Genomic DNA, 19,555 nt, shown 5'->3' with positions numbered 1-19,555 from the left:
ACGCCTCATCCTTTCGATTTTACTAGTAAATACAAAAAATACGGAATGCCTACAAGGGACACAACAATTCCAACTGAAAGCTCTACAGGTGAAAATACTGTTTTCGCAATATAATCTGAAAACACGAGTAAAATAGCGCCTATAAAAAGACTTACCGGCATCATATATCTGTGATGAATTCCAACGAGCTGACGAGCGATATGTGGTGCCATTAATCCAATAAAACCAATACTCCCGGAAACGGATACACAGGCACTGACAAGACCAACACTCGCTAGCAATAATTTGATTTTTTCCTTTTCAAGAGAAATGCCCAAACTTGTAATCGTTTCTTCTTCCAGTTGAAAATAATCGAGTAAATAGGACTTTCTATAAATATAGATCCCTAATATTAATAGCCATGGCAGCATCGCACATACAAAATACCAGTTGGAATTATAGATCGAGCCATTCATCCATATGGCAGCCGCCTGATAATCCCCTTCATCCATTTTTAATGACCATAAAAGCGTGATTGCACTAAAACCCGTATTTATCGCAATACCTGTCAGTATTAGCTTTTGCATATCCATACGACCTTGCTTATACGAAATGGCTAGTATGATAGCAGCTGCAATGGCCCCTCCTACAAAACCAAATAACGGTACAATCAATATTTTTAGAATACTATTTATTTCAACGTTTATTAGCTCCACCTGGAAAAAGAACATAAAAATAACAATTGCACAGCCCGCCCCTGCATTGATACCAATAATTCCAGGATCAGCAAGTGCATTTTTCGTAATACCCTGTAGTACGACGCCAGCCATTGCAAGCCCCATTCCAACGAGAGCTGCCGTTATAATTCTAGGCAATCGGAAGTCAAATATAACTAAATCAAATTGCTCTGTCGACTCTATACGCAGCAACGTTTTCAAAACTTCGGGTGTTGTCATTGCAAAAGCCCCGCTCATTAAATGAATATACATAGCCCCAAAAAGGAGGAACGTAAATGCACCTATCATAAGTAACCATTTTGATTTTTTAAGCTGCATATTTTTCACCGCCTTTTTGACGAATCAAATATAAAAAGAATGGAACGCCAATGATTGCAGTAATAACTCCAATCGGTGTTTCATAAGGAAAATTTATGTAACGGCTTAGTAAATCACATGCTGCTAAGAAGAATGCACCCATCATCGCAGAACATGGAATGATGATTCGATAATCTACCCCCATTAACATCCGTACAATATGTGGGACGACTAACCCAACAAATGCAATTTTCCCGACAAGAGCTACTGCGGTACCAGTTAAAATGGCAACAGCTAGCATACTTAATACTTTTACACTACGCGTATTTTGTCCTAAGCTCACTGCCACATCTTCCCCAAGTGCTGTAATTGTAACAGCACGAGCTAATGATATCGCTAATATAAGTCCAAATAATCCAATTGGTACACATAACAAAACTAAATCCATTTCAACCATATGTATTTTTGAGTTATACCACATTGTGACCGTTTGCGAGACTTGATGATACATGGCGATTGCCGTTCCAATACTACTAATAAACGTGCCAATAACCGTGCCGATAATAGCTAACCGTACCGGCGATAACCCATTTTTAATCATAGAGGCAAAACCAAAAACGAGAGCGCCACCAAACAAGGAACCAAGCATTGAAAGCAATACTAAATTAAAGCTTGAAAGTCCTGGTAAAAATACGAATGCCATCGTTATGAAAAAAGCAGAACCATCTGTTACCCCCATAATAGAAGGAGAAGCAAGAAAATTGCGAGTAACCCCCTGCATAAGCGCACCTGCTGCTGCCAAAAATGCTCCGACAAATAATACAGCAAGTGCTCGTGGAATGCGGCCTGACCAAATTATTTGGTGATCTATATTTTCTTTATCATAATGTAAAATTGCTTCAATAATTGTTTCAATTGGAATCGGTTTAGTACCCAATGAAATCGATATAGTGGTAACAAACAAAAGTAAAATAGGTATGAAAATTGAGAATAAAACTAATTTCCTATAAGTATGTTTCAAATTTAAAGCCCTCCTTTTAACGAATAAAAGAAAGAAGCTGTCCGTAAAATCATTCAGGACAGCAACTATTCAATGATACGTTGTTTTTTGAGACCATCAAAAAATAAAGATTATTTTAAGACAGTGTCATTAAAGGCTTTTAAGAAATTAATTTTTGACCAAGCTGTGCCACCCTGCGCCATAGCATCAATTAAATTGACATGGACATTATTCGTTTTAGCAGCAGTTGTACTGTTGAAGATTGGGTTGTCTAAAATCTCCTGTAACAATTCAGGTGTTTCTTTGTTTTCATCATCCGCAAATTGTAGGAAAATTATGTCCGGGTTCCACTCAGCCAGCGTTTCATATGTAATAACCGTTTGTGCTTCAATCGCATTTAATTCTTCTGGTACTGTAAAACCAAAATCCTCATAGATTGAAGGATTTAAATAGACACCAGCCGGGTAAACCGCCAAGCCACCACGTACGCGAATTATTATTACCTTTTTGTCCTTTAAATCGCTACTAGCAATCTTTTCTTGCGTATTCGCTAATGTTGCATCATAGTCCTCCAATGCTTTTTGCGCATCGGCTTCTTTCCCCGCTAATTGCCCAAACAATAGTAAATTTTCTTTCCAATCTGTAGAAATATGAGAATACGGGAATGTTGTCGCGATTTTATTATAATTTGTCATTTGCGCTTCATCCCATTTACTTGTCCCTAAAATTACATCTGGACTTAATGAAAGCATCGCCTCAGTATTCGGCTCTTTTTTGGAACCAACAACAGTCGATCCTACCAAATCGGCTTCCAAGTATTTAGGAATTGTCGTACCATCATTAGAAATGACGCCGGCTGGTTTAACACCAAGTACTGCTGCATCTTCCATTGCCTCTAAACTTGCTGCAATAATTGAATCAATTTTTGCAGGCACTTCGTAGTCGTTTCCTAAATACGATACTTTTTGTACATTTGCCTCATCAGTAACAGGTTTTTCATCTTTAGACACTTGTTCTGTAGTTGCTTCCGATTTAGCTGCGGATGAAGATTCCACCTCTTCGTCTGCATTACACGCAACTAGCATTAATGTAATTGCTGCAGCACTTATTAACGGCCAATATTTTTTCATAATCATTTCCTCCTCGTATCAATGATAACGATTATCATTATCGATTATTTACAAGTCTGATGTTATCAAACGTCTGTATGTACGTAAATGGAGTTTTTTACAATAGAAATGGACTTTTGCTTAATCACTAAAAAATTGTTTGCGGTAATTGGTCGGTGTTTGATCATATTGCTTTTTAAATACTCGACAAAAATAAAATGCATCTTGATAACCTACTAATTCAGCAATGTCCTTTATCGGTATGGATGTTGTTCGTAATAACTCTTTAGCATGCTTTAAACGGAATTCTGTTAAAAACTGAATCGGCGACATACCGGTTTGCTTATCGAATAAATAGGCTAATCTTCGACGATCACACCCCACTTCTTCTGCGATTTCTGCAATGGAAATCTGTGAGGTATAATGTTCAGTCATAAAGGTAATCGCCTGATCGACTACATTGTTGGACGTTTGCATTTTAGCGCAAACGACGATCAATTCTAACAGCTGCAAAAATAACGATTTGCATTTCAGCTTATTTATATCACCCGGAATTTTTTCGTAATGAATCAATTGTTGGACTAAATAATCCATTTTATTATGTTGACCTGTATCTATTTCAAAATGGCCTTTATGTATTGAATTTGTTCCGTTCATCGCTTCATAATGAATGACGGTATAACGCCACGGTTCCTGACTTGTAACCAAAATATCAATTTCCATTGTTGGTCCGGCGTGTAATATAACGCCTTTATGTAGCGCGTACACTTCTCCATTCAATGAAAAATCAGCACTCCCTGAGAGCGTAACTACCAGTCCATTTAAACGTGGTGCGGTATTTCGATTATGATCATGTTCATTCGCACCTAAGCTTGTAACAAATAAATCTACATATTGTATAGTAGTATTGGCGAAGTATTTAATTAATTCGTTCGTTTGAATTGTCATCGCATCCTTCTTTTTATAAACTTTCATATGCAAATGATAATCATTTTCAAATAGGGTACACTACATTGCTATGCCAATACAAGGTATTTTATAAAAATAGAGAATAATTAACGATTCGTAAAGAAAAATTCGTAATTAAAATTCTGCATTCACACTTATTAAATCTCACTTTTCCTAATTGATTCTATTTTCAAAAATTGATATTGATAGTTTAAGGACAATGATTTATATTAATGATATTTTAATGGAATCGGGGTAAGTGGACGTGTTTTATATTATTCAATTTATTATAGGCGGTACTGTGATGCTGCTGGCATCATGGCTAAGTCGTTCAAATTTGCATTTTTTATCTGGAGTCATAACACTTTTGCCGATTTTGACATTATTTAATATGAGGCTACAAATGAAAAGTATGACAACTGAGACATTTCATATTGTTCAGCAAAATGCTATTTTTGGAGCTATAGGGATGGTTTTGTTTACCGCGCTCGTGTTTTATTTTTCGAGTTACTGGAAACCTGGCCAAGCTGTTCTTAGTGCGCTTTCAATCTATGTCATTTTTATGTTGATTGGCAAACCGGTTTTAGCATTTATACAAGCATAATAAAAAAAGCTGCATAGATTTTCTCTACGCAGCTTTTTGACTATAATGTCTCTTCAATTTGTTCTATTGCAGATGTTCTTTCTATCTCATTATAGATGGAACAGCTAAATGTAAATAGATAGACAAGAATATGAATTAGCATTAATTGTCTTCTAAATGTTCTGTTATTCGGCAATATAATACACAAGCCGATAATTAATAGTAATGGGAAACTTATAGCAAGCATGCCTACCCCAATAAAGCCATCTCCATATAATACCGCTGAACCGAATGTAACGAGCCAAGTTAATATTGGTGTATGAAGCAATACCCAAACAATGGAGCATGTAATTTTCGTAGTTTTTTTGGAGGCATTTTTCAATAAAAAATGCAAAATACTGAAGCTACCAATTGAAAAAAGCAGACAAATAAGCATCGTCTTTCCGCCGCGATTTAACCAATTGTCCTCAATCGTTGCTTCCTCTAAATTTAACATATGAATTTCATTATTGACGATGAAATTCTTCACAAATCCATCCATCTGCTGTTCATCAACCGGTGCTGCCTCACTATAGCCAATATGATAAATTAGACCATTATAATAGCTGTAGTATTCATTTGCTGAACCAGCCATCACATTTATAGCATCATTTTTTTTATTATAAAAGTAATGCCTATATACGAGTCCGGAACCATTATTTATCTTCTGTTTTACTATCGCTGTAGATCCGTTTATTCGTTCTATCTCCATTGGATTTCCGGCTGCATCGACTAAGTTATCCTCAAGTTCTTCTACATTTAAAGGGTTAATCGTTGATGGAGCAATTGAAATATTAAAAAAATGATCATCCGACTTAAAATGAAACTGCAGTTCTGTAAAATAGCCATCATTTACTGCAATGACCGTTCCGTTTTCCCAATTAAATGGCTTCGGTAAATACGGAAAAGTGACACCACTTCTATTCAGAAAATGAGTTAATGAAACTTCCCTATAATAGCGTAATGTTCGGATATGCTGCATATCACGCTCCTTGAAGTTTTCGCTGTAAGCAACACCAGCCCCATCGATTTCATGGAATATATTTAAAAGTGTTGATGATTCTGTTGCATTTGTATTTTGGCGATTTTGTTCAGGATTCAATTGATTAAGTACAAATAATATAATGGCTGTACTTATCAGAGCTGTAATTAAAGAGATATGAACAAATCGTTTCGGTTTTCTTTGCTGAATTTTCGTTTGTACGGCTTGTTGAATTTTCTTTTCATGAAGTGTCGTATTTTTCAACTCTTTCAGTTTATAACGTGTCATTTTTTAGCACCTCCCATTCGATTGACTGTAATTTATCCTTCAATAAATCCCTGCCCTTTACAAGTCTCGATTTAGCAGTGTTTTCATTTAAATTTAAAATTTCTGCAAGCTCTTTTATCGAATAGCCTTCCAAATAATAATAGGCTACTACTTCACGCTGCTTTAACGGTAAGCTTAATACGGCCTCACTAATGAGTTGCTCCTCATCCTGTATGACTAATGCATCACGTTGCTTGTGAGAAGATGTATGAAGCCATTTTTCCTGCATAATGATTTTTCGATAGTGCCAACTTTTTAAATAGTCTTTTGATTTATTTGTTGTCATCGTAATCAAATACCGTTCTACTGAAGTAGAATCGAGTTCAATATTTCTTTCATAAAATTTAATGAAAACATCTTGAACAATATCTTCGGCGGTATGTAAGTTTTTAGAATAATAGTAGGCAATACGAAAAAGCCTTGCTGTATGTTGTTGCATTAATAAATTAAGTTGCTGCTCATCCACCCATTTCACTCCCTTCTACTACAATAACGATTATAACTAGCGCATAGTTGAAAATTAAGAAAAAAAACACGGAGTATTTACTTTCGTAAACGACTCCGTGCTGACTATATTATTGATAAAACGGTTTTACTTCATATCCGCTTTGCTCTAAATGATAGCGGATATTTTTGTCTACCAAAAAGTGACCTGCCCCAACTACTACAAAGAACGTACCTTGTTGTTTTTCCAATACTTCTACAAGTTTGGCAGCCATTTGTTCGTCACGTTTACCGAATAGCATTTCGTTAAATTCCGAAGTATCTTCATTCATTTCTTTTAAGCTTTCTGCAAATTTTTCAATGTCGCCATTGACCCAGTTCGTAAACCAATCGGCCATGATCTTAACATCTTCATCTGTTTGCTCAGAAGGCTCTAAAATACTATCAAGTGCCTCTATTAAGGATTGTTCCTGTGATTCCTGAGACAAGCCATCAAACATATCGACTTGAGCATTCATCCCTTCCAACTCATAAATAGGCTTTTGCTGTAAATAAGCACTCAGTAAAAATTGGATATCTACTCCATGCATCGCCATTTCCTCTGGTGTTAAGCCAAAGACTCCATCTAACGATTGTGTTGAAAAATTACTGAAGATAAACCATGGTTTGTGTAATTCCAACTCTTCCATTGGCACTCCCAACTGTTGCGCTACCTTTTCCAGTTTCGCATACGTTTCTTCACTTACGACATCTTTAATTGTACGACCATCCGTAAACATCGCCTTTTCCATGTAATATTCTAAACCAGATGGGTCCAATGAGTTCACCTCAACAAATAAACCATCCGAATCATTAAAGGCATTTGTTAACTTTTTGTGCATTGGATGTAAATCTGGTGTACCTACATGAATCGAGCCCAATAAGTATACTTTTGTATCTTCATCCTCTACTACCCATGCAACACCTTTTGCACCTGCATTTGCCTGTTCAAAAGTATCTTGAATTAAACGTACGGCAAAAATTACAGCATGCTGAGTCGTTGCTTTAGCATCAAGCATTAATCCACTTTCAGAACCTTGCAATACTTTGCGCTCCTGCATATATTTAACCGCATCTTCTGATACATTCAAATCGTATTGTGCGACAATGTTATAAAGTTGGTTAATGATATCCCCACGTGTTTTGTCATTAGAGACTTTTAATGGGGTAAAGGCATCATTTTTCGCTAAATTTAAACCTGCAATTTTCTTTTCTGTTAATGTCATTAATGAATTTAAACGTTCAGTGGAAATGGTAGATCGAAAGCCATCATAATACCATTCAATTGGGAAAATGCCGAACTTTTCGCCATCATTTAATGTTTGGATTGCCCAATTACTAATATCGGGAATAACCTGCTCTGCTTTAACGACGGGCATAATTGTTGTAAGCATTAGAGTCGTTCCTAACGTTGTTGCAATAGCCGTTTTTGTAAACTTTCTCATGTAAACATCCTCCTAAAACGATAAAATCGCTTTTTCAAAATAAAAATATGAAAATAAAATTATATCTAACCGAATTATTGTAACATATATTTTTATAAATATTTCAATTGTTGGGAATTTTTATAATATTTATTTATTTATTTATTTATTTATTCAAATAATCTTGGAATATTTTTTATACGTCCGATCTAATTTCAAAATCTGATTCACATTAAAAAGGCTGATTTGGATAAGATACTATTAAACACGCATAATTTTTTCATTAAAATACATCTTTTAAAATAATATTTTGATGATTATTTTTTAACATTCAGGGTAATTTAACTGTAGATAATCGAAAGGTGGTAAAAAAGATGAAAAAAATAGCTTTATTCCTAGCAATAGGTACCAGTGCATTCTTAGTAGCTTGTGGAGATAAAGAAGAAGCAACTAATTTACCGGACAATGCTCCAACAGAACAAAATACAATGGATCAGACAAGTAAAGTTACAGAAACAACGGACGCACCGTATAACTTTACTCACTTTGATTTGGATATTAAATATGCAGATAATAAAAGCTATGAAGTGGATTATGAAAATGAGGCATCCCGTGCTGAGGCATCCATCCATGATGAAGTAAATAATTCTAAAATTGAAGGAAATGAAGCTACAAATACATTAGTACCGATTTTTGAAAGCTTTACTTTTGATGCGAACACAGATTCAGATGCGGTCATTGATGAAGTTTTAGAAAAGTTCAATCAGCCTGACAGCTTCTTGGAAGTTGAAATTGAAATTAAGTATGCAGATGGCACGGTGAAAGAATACCATCGTACACAACAACCCCAATCATAAGTAACTGCAGCATAATTGTTTCAGTTCATGACAAAAGAGAGATTGCTTCCTTGCAATCTCTCTTTTTGAGGTATCCAGATAGACTTATTTTTCACACAAACTAAATCATCTTAGCAATTTGTAAAGTGCGGTGTAATACTTTCGCCATTTGGGATCGTGTTAATTTTCCATTTGGATCAAACTGGCCATTCTCTTTCCCTCCGAAAATGCCATATTCATATGCCAATGCGATATAGTAGCGCTCCGAAGAAGAAAGCTGTTTAAGATCCGTGAAAGGAATTTTACTTAAGTTTGGATCAGAAATTGTCACTCCTGCATGCTGCAGCATACGGATAGATAGTAGTGCAGCTTGTTTACGTGTCACCACTTGTTCAGCATTAAAATAATTTGAATTTTTATTGTCCAATATCCCTACCTCAAGTAGTGATTGGATAGATGCCTCAAACCATTTCCCATGAACATCTTGATAAGTAGAATCTTCATTAGCCTTTAAACCCATTGAGCGGGAAATCATTGCAGCATATTGCGCTAACGTAACATGAGCACTCGGTTTGAAATAGTTATTTTCAACTCCTGATACAATTTTACGTTTCGCTAGCTGCTCAATTTGATAGCGGTGACCGTCTCCCTGAATATCAAAGAACTTTGGATTATGCTCGGAAACGATATATTCTGCTGAATTTTTTGTCTTTAACACATGCTTGTTCGCCACTCTCGTATAGGGCGTTGCTTCAAATTCACCGTCATTACCTAAACGAAGTATTGTTGCTGATGCAGGGATATTTTTTACTTCAATATCAATATAGGATGAAAACTGTAAATTTTCGTTATCCATACTTGCTGAAAACAAAATGGACCCCCCTTTTACTTCATCAATACTCACCGCAACTACTCCATTATTGTAAGAAGCAGGTATTGCACTTCGAGGAATGGAAAGCGAAATGCTGTCAGAAACCGTTATTTTAGTTGGTGTATTCCACTTCATATCCGATACAGGAATTAACACTGAATACGAATTCTCTTTTTTTGAAACTTCAATCGACGTTGGATCTTCCTTTTGTCGATTATCTTCATAATAGTACGGGTCCCAACCAAACGCGATATTGCGCTGAGCTTCTTCTATATATAATAAATCTTCTAAATTTGTTACTAATCTTTGCTGCACTGTGTTTAAGGCATTATATTCCTTACGTACCGCTTCTACTTGCTGCTGTGTTGAGGAAGTGTTCAATTTCGATATGGCTGTCATTACCTTTTGCGCGATTGAACGATTGTAGGCAGGTGACTGTTGCTGTTCATACTCACGCATTTTTTCATTTGCAATCGGTGACAGTAAAGTACGGAAATCATAAGGCAATAAATTGTACGCTTGCATCGCGGATTGATAGTTCGATAGATAGTTCCAATCTTTTGTATTTAATTGTTCGAAGCTGAGTTGTACAGCCTCCATTTTTTTCAGGTTCTCTACATAATTTTGAAGTTGTATGTATAAATGGTTCGGTATAGCATTTTTCTGTGAATACGTTAATGAATTGTAATAACGATTCGCGTCTTCTATATCTCGAATAAATGTACTGTTTCTAGCTGAAATTGCATTCATTTTTCCAACAAATATATTCAAAATGTCTTGATGGTTTTCATATGTATCTAAATAATAAAATAATGTCGCCGCATTCCTTACTTGCGTCTGCTGGTAATACGTTAATGCATTGTAGGCATTTCGTGCTTCTTTTAAGTAGTAATCATATGTACTGCTTGCAGAATTAATCTGATCGATTAAGCTCTCTACGTTATATACTTGCCAATCATAGGAATTACTGCTATTTGCATAAGCAGGTGCATCCGTAATTACAATTGCAGCAGGAATGGAAAGAATGGAAAATAGTGCTGCTGATTTTTTATTAGTCATGAAAATCAACCTTTCTTAATTAAACTCGCATGTAAATTGTACCATGAAAAAGTAAGTTGATGTTAAATATTCTAAATAAGGGGTTCAACAAAACATGGGGTTGATTTTCTAATAAAACTTTCACTTGATAGATTGTTGGGCTACGGCAAGACAGCGCTAAAAACCGGTAATACGTGTTTTTATCATTGCATTGCTGCTTGTGAGGCACATTTCCCTCGTTATAAAATGATGGAACAAAAGTGCTGAAGCGTCCGACCAACGCCTTAGCAGATAGAAAGCGCCTTATTTTTGCAAAAAAAAAATAATTCGCCATCAGTTTTCAATAAGGGAAGATTTTACCGTTATTTTAATGTTGTTGCTCATTTTGGGATAAATAAGGGAACGTTTTACCGTTATTTTAAATAAAATCCCGAAATTTCATGTTTTTTAGGTCAATAACGGAAATTCCTTCCCTTATTTTCACTATTTTTTATGTTGTTTTCGAAATAACGGAAATTCCTTCCTCTATTTACCTCAATAAGGAATTCAATCTTCCTGAAGCCGCCAACATACTTGCTTCAACAAAAAGAGTTGTGCAAAGTGTAGGGCGGACTCCTTGGCGATTAAGCGTGCGCGGAAATTCCACTATTGATGCCACCGTCAGAGGCATCAATAGTTAGTTGGAACCACGCCACCCGGAAAGCCTGCCCCAAGATTCAAAAACACTTGCTTCAACGCCTTTCCCGTAGCGCAGCAGAACGGTTTTAATGAGAAAATCTTATTTTTTCAGTTTTATCATCCCGACTTATGGTGATGAACCAAATAAGGACTTAACAGGTGCACCAAAAAAACCGGAGCACTCAATTAAGAATACTCCGGTTACAATTCTATTATTTTGATTCGTTATAAGCGTTTAAAAACTCTTTAACTTTTGCGCTGTCAGCCTCTAGTTTTAATCCTGTGTCAATTAAAGGTGTAACTGTTGATACTGCTGGCTTTTTCTTGTCTTGATAGTAGCTGATGAACTCTGATTGATTAATTGAATATAGTACTGCTTTACGTAAGTCTGCTGATTTAGCAGTTTCACGGCCGCTTGTATTGAACAATAAATAAGATACGGCGTTACTGTCTGCAGTTTTCAATTGTAGGTTTTCATCGCCTTCTACTACGTCTGTTTTCGTTTCAGGTACTGATTGTAATACGTGAATTTCACCGTTACGCAATGCAGAAAGTGCACTATCATTATCTTGGATGAAACGAACGCTGATGTTTTCAATTTTCGGTTCGTTTTCAGTTCCTGCTTGATAAGCCGGGTTTTTCACGAATGTAGCTTCATAGTCATTTTTCTTCACTAAAATATATGGACCAGATGCAGCTAGATGGTTAGCGTAGCTGCCACCTTCCGTAATTGTTGATTGATCACCGTAAGCAATATCTGAGTTCGGATCATAACTTGCTACATCAAATGTATTTACTGCTGTTACTGCAGCTTCCGATACGATACCGCCAGATTGGTGAGCTAAGTAATTTAATACTTGCGGGAAAGGATTTGGCGTTGTTAGTTTAACAACTTGGTACTTACCTGCTGCGTTGTCTACATCTTTTTCATCTGTTACAACTTCAGAAATAGCTGCTGGTAATTCATCCGATAATTCTTCTAAAATCGATTTACCATCAGCTGTTTTAACTGACTCCAATGAAGTAAGATCCGAAACGATTTCGACTGTATCGATATTTTCATGGATTGAATATGTGCGGTGATCCGGTACAGAATTTTCATCTTTTGCACGGTTTAGTGAGAATACAACATCTTCTGCCGATACTAAATCACCCGTATCAACCGCTTTCTCACCTTCTACTTTCGCGAAGTTAATGTCATCACGCAGTACGAAATAATACTCTTCGTTGTTTTCTGCAATTGCATGGTCATACGATAATGAACCTTCAGAAACGACATCATCTGTATCCGATAAATTTACTAAACGCACATACATATTCGTATTTAACGTGTTAATTGATCCGTCGTTTGCTTTTACTGGGTCAAGTGAAGTTAATGATGCAATTGCTTGGTGCAATACTAAAGTTTCAGAAGCATTTTTACCTTCATCATTAAACGAAATTGTTTCCCAAGCCTGGGCACGTGATTTTGGTAAACGCACTGTATCCGGGTTAACTTCTGTTTTATAAATTCCTTGGAACTTTTGAGAAATGTAAAGTGGTGCAATGTAAGCATTATCGAATACTAGTGCTTGTTCAAGCTCTTTATATTTTTCTTTCGCTTCATCACCTGTTAAAGTACTTGCTTCGTCGATTAATTTATCAACTGTTTTGTCTGCTGTGCGGCTGTAGTCGCCACCTGATTTAAATAGACCGCGCACTGCATAGTCAGGGTTCCCTGTAACTGTCGTCCAGCTTGAAATCGCAATGTCGAAGTTGCCTGCATCTTGTTGCGCTGTAAATGAACCGTAATCCGGTTGAATGTTCAGCTTTACATCAAAGCCGTTTTTCACTAATTGATCGCGTACGATGTTCATATCCTGCTCAGAAGAACCCATACCTAATAATTCAATAACTGGTTTCGTTCCAGTGCTTTCTGCCCCATCATTTTCTTTTACATCCGATTTTGTTTCTACACAACCTGTTAATGCTACTGCTGCTACTGTTGCTGTTGATGCTAATGTAAATAACTTTTTATTCATGAATAGTTCCTCCAAAAAATTAATTTGATTTCGGGTCTAGTGCGTCACGCAGTCCATCGCCAAAGAAGTTAAACGATAAAACAAGCAGCATGATGCACAGCCCAGGGAAAATCGCTAAATAAGAATGTGATTCCAAATAAGTGCTTCCTACTTTTAAAATATTGCCCCATTCCGGTATATGTGGCTCAATGCCGAGGCCAAGGAAGCTTAAACTACTTGTGGAAATTACCGCCCCCCCAATTGTTAAAGTCGCCTTTACAATCATTGGTGCTAAAGCATTTGGAACGATATGCCTGAAAATAATCGAGCGATCGTTTGCCCCTAATGCCCTGGCAGATTCCACAAATTCGTAGTTTGAGATTTGCATTACATTTGCACGCATCGTACGCGCATAAGTCGGAATCGCGCCAACACTTAACGCGATAATTAAGTTCGTCGTATTTGCTCCAAAAGCTGCGATAATGGCAATTGCCAGTAAAATACCCGGGATAGCATAGAGCACATCAAGTGCACGCATAATAATATTGTCTGTGTTTTTACCGTAATACCCTGAAATCGCACCAAGTGCCCCACCGATTAAAGCTGGAATAATCGTTGCACAAAAACCTACAATTAATGAAATCTGCGCACCAAACACAATACGTGAGAATAAATCTCGGCCAAAATTATCAGTACCTAATGGATATTCAAGGGTTGGTGTTTGCAATAACACAGCATAGTTGTTTTCAACTGCAAAGTCATAGTCAAATGTCCATGAGCTGACAACCGATAAACTGAACATAAATACGATGAAAAATAAACCGAACACTGCCATCGTATTACGCAATATTTTGTTCCACGTTTTTTGCCATTTCTCTACAGCAGACGGGTCCGTGTTACGTGCTTTCCGTATTAACGTAATTCCTAGAAGTAATGAAAAGAAATTACCTGTTAATGTTGGAATAAGTAATACGATCCCTAGAGGCAACATCCATTTTGGAGCCGTATCAACCGTTACATGTCTCGCTATTAAAATAGCTGTAACTAAATACAACGCCGCTAAAATGATGAATGTACCCATCGCGAGTATAAATGTGTCCACAACGTATGGCTTGAATATGTTTAAACCTGAAATCATTAAAATAAAGATTTGCGTTAGAAATGCATAGACGGCAAATGTGTATTCGGCCGTCTTATTTTTTGAAGCAAGCATAAAACCATAGCCCGCTGCAAAAACATTCCCAGCGAAAACTGTTAAAATAAGCGGAATGCCGAGCAATCGACTCCGTTTAGTCACTTCACGATGCTTCGCCAAATCCTTTTTTATAACTAGTGATGTGAGCCATACGTAAATGGTTGTTGCAGCATAGATTGCAAAGAACACCAATACAATCGGTCTCCAAACACCTTCTGAAAAGTTAAAACAATAAAGTAAAAACAGCAATGAAAAAATCGCAGAAAAAGCAATGGTAAACTGTGCATTTACATACTCTTGTGTTATTTTCAACAGCAGTTTTACATCTGATATAAATTTCACGTGTTACTCTCTCCTATGATTTTTTCATTTTTGAACGGATTCTTGGGTCAAAGAATGCGTATAAAATATCGATCAACATATTGACCACAGAAATCGTGATTGCAATATAGACAACCCCGCCTAAAATTGCCGGAATGTCGGGAATGAATTGTTTGTCGACAATATAGCTTCCAATCCCGCTAATATTAAATACTTTCTCTGTTACTGCAGCACCGCCAAGCATTCCGCCAAATAACAATCCGATTACTGTAATAATAGGAATCATTGCATTACGGATCGCATGTTTCGTAATGACTTTACGCTCACTTAACCCTTTTGCTTTTGCAGTAATAATGTAATCCTCATGAATGACTTCCAACATGCTTGAACGTGTCATACGCGCGATCGATGCGGTAATCGATGTTCCGAGTACAATAATCGGCAAAACAATCGACATCCAATTGTTCGGGTTGTACGTTGCCGGGAACCATTTTAATTCTAATGAGAACGTTAAAATAAATATTAATCCTTGCCAAAAGCTTGGAATAGATAAACCGATTAACGCTACAAACATGAATACGTAGTCAATAAATGAGTTCGGTCTTACTGCAGAAATAATCCCTACAGGAATCGCAATGGCAATCGCCATCAAGAGTGAAAACATTGCAATTTCCAAGGTAACGGGGAATTTATTTAAAATACTTTGTGTGACATCTTCCTTCCCTGCGAAAGAAGTTCCTAAATCAAAAGTAAAAAGCCCGGATAATGAATGCCAAAGCTGTACTAAATACGGCTGATCCAACCCGTAAAGCTTATTAAAGTTTTCGATTTGTGCAGGTGTTGCTTCTACCCCTAGTAAATTCCGCGCCGGGTCAAATGGTGAAATGTACAAAATTGTAAATACAAGTGTTGCCACCCCAATAATGACAAACACGCTTTGCAATAAGCGTTCAAATATAAAACGAATAAAAGGATTACTCGTAATAAGTAGTAGAGCGTACATAAAAATACCTGGAATTATAGTAATCAGTAAAAATAGTGGTTGTTTTAGAAGATTACTGAAGTAATTTTTATAGGAGTTTTTCAGTATACCGGTAGTAGTAAGCGTTTTTTCTGCTTCCCGCTCTAATTTCATTTGCGCTAACTGCTTTGCTTTCACTGCAATTTCCTGCTCTATAATACTTTGTTTGAAAAACTGTGCTTTCGTTCTTTCTTCTGCTTCATATTGCTGCTGCCATTGTATGACTTTGCCGCTGTCTATTATCTGCTGTTTCACATTCATTGCATTTTCAGCATACGTTGATTTAGAACGATTCACCATATAGATTGGAAAGGTGATAATGTGAACAAGCAGGCCGAGCAATACATAGGTAAAATAATAGCTTTTCCTAGAAGCATTTTTTTGAAAGCTTTCAAAAAACAATTGCTGCATGGAACTTAAAGCTCCTTTCTAACTTATAATCTTTCGACTCAATAAATGAAGAGAGTCGTATAAACTTTAAATATTGTATAATTCCTACCTGTATAGTAATGTATTATGTAGAACGAAAATCGATAAGTCAACAATATTATTTAATTTTATAAAGGATGAACATTTATGAGTGAGAAGTTGCTTGAAGTAAAAAATTTACGGGTTTCTTTTATTACTGGTGAACAAGAATTCGAAGCAGTAAAAGGCGTAAGTTTTCATGTAAATAAAGGAGAAACTGTTGGTATTGTAGGGGAATCCGGTAGTGGCAAAAGTGTTACTGCTCGTTCCATTATGCGCCTGCTTCCGTCTCCCCCTTCTTTTTTGAAAGACGGCATAATCGAATTTCAAGGAAAAAACCTAGTTACCCAATCTGAAAAAGAAATGGAATCTATCCGCGGAAAAGATATTAGTATGATTTTTCAGGATCCGATGACATCAACCAATCCGACTATCCGTATTGGTGACCAGATTGCAGAAGGAATTATTAAGCATCAAGGTGCTTCAAAAAAGGATGCATATGCAAAAACAATTGAATTATTGAAGCTTGTCGGCATTAAGAACAGTGAAGAGCGCTATAATCAATACCCACATGAATTTAGTGGTGGAATGCGTCAACGGGTAATGATTGCCATGGCTTTAGCGTGTAACCCTTCCCTTTTAATTGCAGACGAACCGACAACAGCACTCGATGTAACAATTCAAGCACAAATTCTTTCTTTAATGAAAAATATGCAAGAACGATTTGGTACATCCATTATATTAATTACGCATGATTTAGGTGTCGTAGCGGGTATGTGCGATCGTGTTGTTGTTATGAAGGAAGGAGAAGTAGTTGAGCATGGTAAGACGGAAGAAATTTTCGCCAATCCAAAGCATCCTTATACTAAGCGATTATTAAATGCACTGCCAAAGCTCCATGAAAAGAAAGAACCAAAAGTAATGCCTAATTTATCGTCAGATCTGGATGTGAATGTTCCTTTAGTGGAAGTGAAAAACATTTCAAAGCATTTTGAATTAGCTAAAGGCAATGTATTAAAAGCAGTGGATGATTTATCCTTCTATATATATCCTGGGGAAACACTTGGGCTAGTCGGTGAATCAGGGTCCGGTAAATCTACAACAGGACGGACATTATTACAATTACATGAACCGACTGATGGAGAGGTACTTTATAAAGGTGTACCTGTTACCCGTCTTTCGAAAAACGAGTTGAAAAGCATGCGCCGTTATATGCAGATGATTTTCCAGGATCCTTATTCAAGCTTAAATCCACGGAAAAAGGTTTTGGATATTATTGGAGAAGCGCTTGATGTGCATAAACTATCCCCTTCTAAAGAAGCTCGCCGTAATCGAGTTGAAGAGCTATTAGAACTTGTCGGTCTGAATAAAGAGCATGCACTTCGTTACCCACATGAATTCAGCGGTGGTCAGCGCCAACGAATCGGAATTGCCCGTGCACTTGCAGTAGAACCACAATTTATTGTGTGCGATGAGCCACTTTCAGCATTGGATGTTTCGATTCAAAAGCAAGTAGTGGATTTATTAAAAGACTTGCAGCAGCGACTTGGATTAACCTATTTATTCATCGCTCATGATTTATCTATGGTAAAGCATATTAGTGATCGAGTAGCTGTTATGTATGGCGGGAAAATTGTCGAATTAGCAGAAAGTGAAGAGCTTTATGCTAATCCTCTGCATCCGTATACGAAAATGCTGCTTGATTCCATTCCAATACCTGATCCTGCGATTGAAAAACTGAAAAAGCGCAAAGTAATGACTGAAGAGGAGCTTATTGCAAATCGCTTTGATGTGGAAAATACAGAGCTTGTTGAAGTATCAAAGGGACATTGGGTTGCGATATAAATATGGTATTAAAAAGAGACTCCAGACTATATGTAAAATATAGTTTGAGTCTCTTTCTTTGGATTCTTTGTATTATTGACTAGTCGCTTTTAATAATTGGTATGCATTAATATTAATAGTTTTTATTGGACTAATACCTTCCATTATTTCAACTACATCTCGTAATAAGGGCGTCAAGTTTTCCTCAATGAATTCCTTTTTTACCGCATCTGTCACTTCGATTTCCAGGTTGTCCATACGATTAAGCAATTCATCACACATGATATGTAGTACTTCCTCTTCACGATATGTAGACGTGTTATTTAAAATTAACTTCGCACGTAAATCTAAGTATTTATACCAGTAATCCCGCAAATCCAATTGCTGCTTATTTTTATATTGCTGTCGCTTATAGCCGTTTGGATCAGTATTATTCGTTAACGTTAATAGTCTGTCCATTTTATATTCAATCGTTGACTGATTTTCCTCAATTCGCTTTGATTCAGCTATCAAAACTTTTTGATGCTGTTTTTCTTTAGTGTACGCAATAAGCCTTTTAACTCCGAAAAACAGCGCAATCGCACCAACAATATACATCCAGTAGCTCATTATAAAACCAATAACAAATAATATAGCAAAAATAATGCCGAACCAGCTCCAAAAACTATTCATCAGCCACACCTCACCTATTTAAACCTTTTATAAAAATTATAACATATCATTTTTCGGCAACAAGCGGAAAAATAAGACAAAGTCTGCTACATAGGTTTTATCCCTAAGTAACAGACTTGTTTTTTAATATGCTATACGCTTTTTCTCATATGCCGCTATTTGATCTTCATACTGGAATGTCAACGAAATTTCATCCCAGCCATTTAACAGCATTTGCTTATAATATGGGTCAATCGTAAATGAATACGTTTTGCCATAACCTGTAGTAACTGTTTGTTGCTCCAGGTTCACTTCAATGGCCTGTGCTTTTTCTAAGCCTTTTTCCAATAGTTCATCACATTCAGCTTCTGTTAATTTAATCGGTAAAATACCGTTTTTAAAGCAGTTATTATGGAAAATATCTGCAAAGCTCGGTGCTATGACTACGCGGAAGCCGTAATCAAGAATGGCCCATGGTGCATGTTCGCGTGAAGAACCGCAGCCGAAGTTATCCTGTGCGACTAAAATTTCAGCACTATTATATTCAGGCTTGTTTAATACGAAATCCTCATTTGGCTTGCCGTCCTTATCAAAACGCCAGTGATAAAATACGTATTGTCCGAACCCTGTACGCTCAATACGCTTTAAAAACTCTTTTGAAATAATTTGGTCAGTATCGACATTTTTACGGTCTAGTGGTGCATAAATGCTGTTGACGATATTAATCGGTTCCATACTAATCTC

16 protein-coding genes are annotated in these 19,555 nt (G+C 36.6%); 3 read left to right on the top strand and 13 right to left on the bottom strand.

Annotated features, from left to right (window positions below; genetic code table 11):
* Nucleotides 1–5: 5 nt before the first annotated feature.
* The 4 genes from H9632_RS13255 to H9632_RS13240 all read right to left on the bottom strand — a co-directional run bounded on the left by H9632_RS13255 (nucleotide 6) and on the right by H9632_RS13240 (nucleotide 4,070).
* A complete protein-coding gene (locus H9632_RS13255; RefSeq protein WP_191704540.1) occupies nucleotides 6–1,034 on the bottom strand; it encodes a FecCD family ABC transporter permease in 1,029 nt (342 codons plus the stop codon).
* Complete coding sequence (locus H9632_RS13250) at nucleotides 1,024–2,034, bottom strand: FecCD family ABC transporter permease (protein ID WP_191704539.1); 1,011 nt, start codon at nucleotides 2,032–2,034, stop codon at nucleotides 1,024–1,026. Before H9632_RS13250 ends, H9632_RS13255 begins: the two co-directional genes overlap by 11 nt.
* Nucleotides 2,035–2,144: 110 nt before the next feature.
* The gene (locus H9632_RS13245; RefSeq protein ID WP_191704538.1) at nucleotides 2,145–3,143 is read right to left on the bottom strand and encodes an ABC transporter substrate-binding protein; all 999 of its coding nucleotides are present in this window, start codon (nucleotides 3,141–3,143) and stop codon (nucleotides 2,145–2,147) included.
* Nucleotides 3,144–3,263: 120 nt separating this feature from the next.
* On the bottom strand, nucleotides 3,264–4,070 hold the full coding sequence (locus tag H9632_RS13240; protein WP_191704537.1) for an AraC family transcriptional regulator: 807 nt from the start codon (nucleotides 4,068–4,070) through the stop codon (nucleotides 3,264–3,266).
* Between the two features lie 265 nt (nucleotides 4,071–4,335).
* On the opposite strand from H9632_RS13240, the gene H9632_RS13235 reads away from it, so the two are divergent.
* On the top strand, nucleotides 4,336–4,674 hold the full coding sequence (locus tag H9632_RS13235) for a GlpM family protein (RefSeq protein WP_191704536.1): 339 nt from the start codon (nucleotides 4,336–4,338) through the stop codon (nucleotides 4,672–4,674).
* Between the two features lie 40 nt (nucleotides 4,675–4,714).
* On the opposite strand, the gene H9632_RS13230 is transcribed toward H9632_RS13235, so the two are convergent.
* The 3 genes from H9632_RS13230 to H9632_RS13220 all read right to left on the bottom strand — a co-directional run bounded on the left by H9632_RS13230 (nucleotide 4,715) and on the right by H9632_RS13220 (nucleotide 7,929).
* Nucleotides 4,715–5,962 carry a hypothetical protein gene (locus H9632_RS13230; protein ID WP_191704535.1) on the bottom strand — a complete coding sequence of 416 codons (1,248 nt, stop codon included), beginning with the start codon at nucleotides 5,960–5,962 and terminating at the stop codon, nucleotides 4,715–4,717.
* A complete protein-coding gene (locus tag H9632_RS13225; protein WP_318247700.1) occupies nucleotides 5,949–6,467 on the bottom strand; it encodes an RNA polymerase sigma factor in 519 nt (172 codons plus the stop codon). The genes H9632_RS13230 and H9632_RS13225 overlap by 14 nt, the downstream gene beginning before the upstream one ends.
* Before the next feature lie 109 nt (nucleotides 6,468–6,576).
* Complete coding sequence (locus tag H9632_RS13220; RefSeq protein WP_191704534.1) at nucleotides 6,577–7,929, bottom strand: TraB/GumN family protein; 1,353 nt, start codon at nucleotides 7,927–7,929, stop codon at nucleotides 6,577–6,579.
* A gap of 353 nt (nucleotides 7,930–8,282) precedes the next feature.
* Here H9632_RS13220 and H9632_RS13215 point away from each other — a divergent pair, with 353 nt between their 5' ends.
* A complete protein-coding gene (locus tag H9632_RS13215; protein ID WP_191704533.1) occupies nucleotides 8,283–8,765 on the top strand; it encodes a YusW family protein in 483 nt (160 codons plus the stop codon).
* A gap of 100 nt (nucleotides 8,766–8,865) precedes the next feature.
* Here H9632_RS13215 and H9632_RS13210 read toward each other — a convergent pair whose 3' ends face one another.
* The 4 genes from H9632_RS13210 to H9632_RS13195 all read right to left on the bottom strand — a co-directional run bounded on the left by H9632_RS13210 (nucleotide 8,866) and on the right by H9632_RS13195 (nucleotide 16,279).
* Complete coding sequence (locus H9632_RS13210; protein ID WP_191704532.1) at nucleotides 8,866–10,674, bottom strand: S-layer homology domain-containing protein; 1,809 nt, start codon at nucleotides 10,672–10,674, stop codon at nucleotides 8,866–8,868.
* An 869-nt stretch (nucleotides 10,675–11,543) separates the two neighbouring features.
* Nucleotides 11,544–13,352, bottom strand: a complete 1,809-nt coding sequence (locus tag H9632_RS13205) for an ABC transporter substrate-binding protein (RefSeq protein ID WP_191704531.1) — start codon at nucleotides 13,350–13,352, stop codon at nucleotides 11,544–11,546.
* A 19-nt stretch (nucleotides 13,353–13,371) separates the two neighbouring features.
* Nucleotides 13,372–14,868 (bottom strand): ABC transporter permease, encoded by a 1,497-nt coding sequence (locus H9632_RS13200; RefSeq protein WP_191704530.1) that lies wholly within the window; start codon nucleotides 14,866–14,868, stop codon nucleotides 13,372–13,374.
* 13 nt (nucleotides 14,869–14,881) lie between these two features.
* On the bottom strand, nucleotides 14,882–16,279 hold the full coding sequence (locus tag H9632_RS13195) for an ABC transporter permease (protein WP_191704529.1): 1,398 nt from the start codon (nucleotides 16,277–16,279) through the stop codon (nucleotides 14,882–14,884).
* Nucleotides 16,280–16,444: 165 nt separating this feature from the next.
* Here H9632_RS13195 and H9632_RS13190 point away from each other — a divergent pair, with 165 nt between their 5' ends.
* Nucleotides 16,445–18,181, top strand: a complete 1,737-nt coding sequence (locus tag H9632_RS13190) for an ABC transporter ATP-binding protein (RefSeq protein WP_191704528.1) — start codon at nucleotides 16,445–16,447, stop codon at nucleotides 18,179–18,181.
* 72 nt (nucleotides 18,182–18,253) lie between these two features.
* Here H9632_RS13190 and H9632_RS13185 read toward each other — a convergent pair whose 3' ends face one another.
* Together H9632_RS13185 and leuD are read right to left on the bottom strand one after the other, a co-directional pair.
* On the bottom strand, nucleotides 18,254–18,832 hold the full coding sequence (locus tag H9632_RS13185) for an ABC transporter substrate-binding protein (protein ID WP_191704527.1): 579 nt from the start codon (nucleotides 18,830–18,832) through the stop codon (nucleotides 18,254–18,256).
* A gap of 123 nt (nucleotides 18,833–18,955) precedes the next feature.
* Complete coding sequence (leuD, locus tag H9632_RS13180; RefSeq protein WP_191704526.1) at nucleotides 18,956–19,546, bottom strand: 3-isopropylmalate dehydratase small subunit; 591 nt, start codon at nucleotides 19,544–19,546, stop codon at nucleotides 18,956–18,958.
* Between the last annotated feature and the right edge of the window lie 9 nt (nucleotides 19,547–19,555).

Origin of the sequence: Solibacillus merdavium (assembly GCF_014836935.1) — a bacterium.
Taxonomy (GTDB): domain Bacteria; phylum Bacillota; class Bacilli; order Bacillales_A; family Planococcaceae; genus Solibacillus; species Solibacillus ferritrahens.
Note: the sequence above shows the minus strand (reverse complement) of the source record. Positions and strands in the feature narration are given on the sequence as shown.

Bases quoted from the DNA above. Each gene is read 5' to 3' on its own strand.
- H9632_RS13255 (WP_191704540.1), bottom strand. From the start codon at position 1,034: ATGCAGCTTAAAAAATCAAAATGGTTACTTATGATAGGTGCATTTACG.
- H9632_RS13190 (WP_191704528.1), top strand. From the start codon at position 16,445: ATGAGTGAGAAGTTGCTTGAAGTAAAAAATTTACGGGTTTCTTTTATT.
- leuD (WP_191704526.1), bottom strand. From the start codon at position 19,546: ATGGAACCGATTAATATCGTCAACAGCATTTATGCACCACTAGACCGT.
- H9632_RS13245 (WP_191704538.1), bottom strand. From the start codon at position 3,143: ATGAAAAAATATTGGCCGTTAATAAGTGCTGCAGCAATTACATTAATG.
- H9632_RS13195 (WP_191704529.1), bottom strand. From the start codon at position 16,279: ATGCAGCAATTGTTTTTTGAAAGCTTTCAAAAAAATGCTTCTAGGAAA.
- H9632_RS13215 (WP_191704533.1), top strand. From the start codon at position 8,283: ATGAAAAAAATAGCTTTATTCCTAGCAATAGGTACCAGTGCATTCTTA.
- H9632_RS13185 (WP_191704527.1), bottom strand. From the start codon at position 18,832: ATGAATAGTTTTTGGAGCTGGTTCGGCATTATTTTTGCTATATTATTT.
- H9632_RS13230 (WP_191704535.1), bottom strand. From the start codon at position 5,962: ATGACACGTTATAAACTGAAAGAGTTGAAAAATACGACACTTCATGAA.
- H9632_RS13210 (WP_191704532.1), bottom strand. From the start codon at position 10,674: ATGACTAATAAAAAATCAGCAGCACTATTTTCCATTCTTTCCATTCCT.
- H9632_RS13240 (WP_191704537.1), bottom strand. From the start codon at position 4,070: ATGACAATTCAAACGAACGAATTAATTAAATACTTCGCCAATACTACT.
- H9632_RS13220 (WP_191704534.1), bottom strand. From the start codon at position 7,929: ATGAGAAAGTTTACAAAAACGGCTATTGCAACAACGTTAGGAACGACT.
- H9632_RS13205 (WP_191704531.1), bottom strand. From the start codon at position 13,352: ATGAATAAAAAGTTATTTACATTAGCATCAACAGCAACAGTAGCAGCA.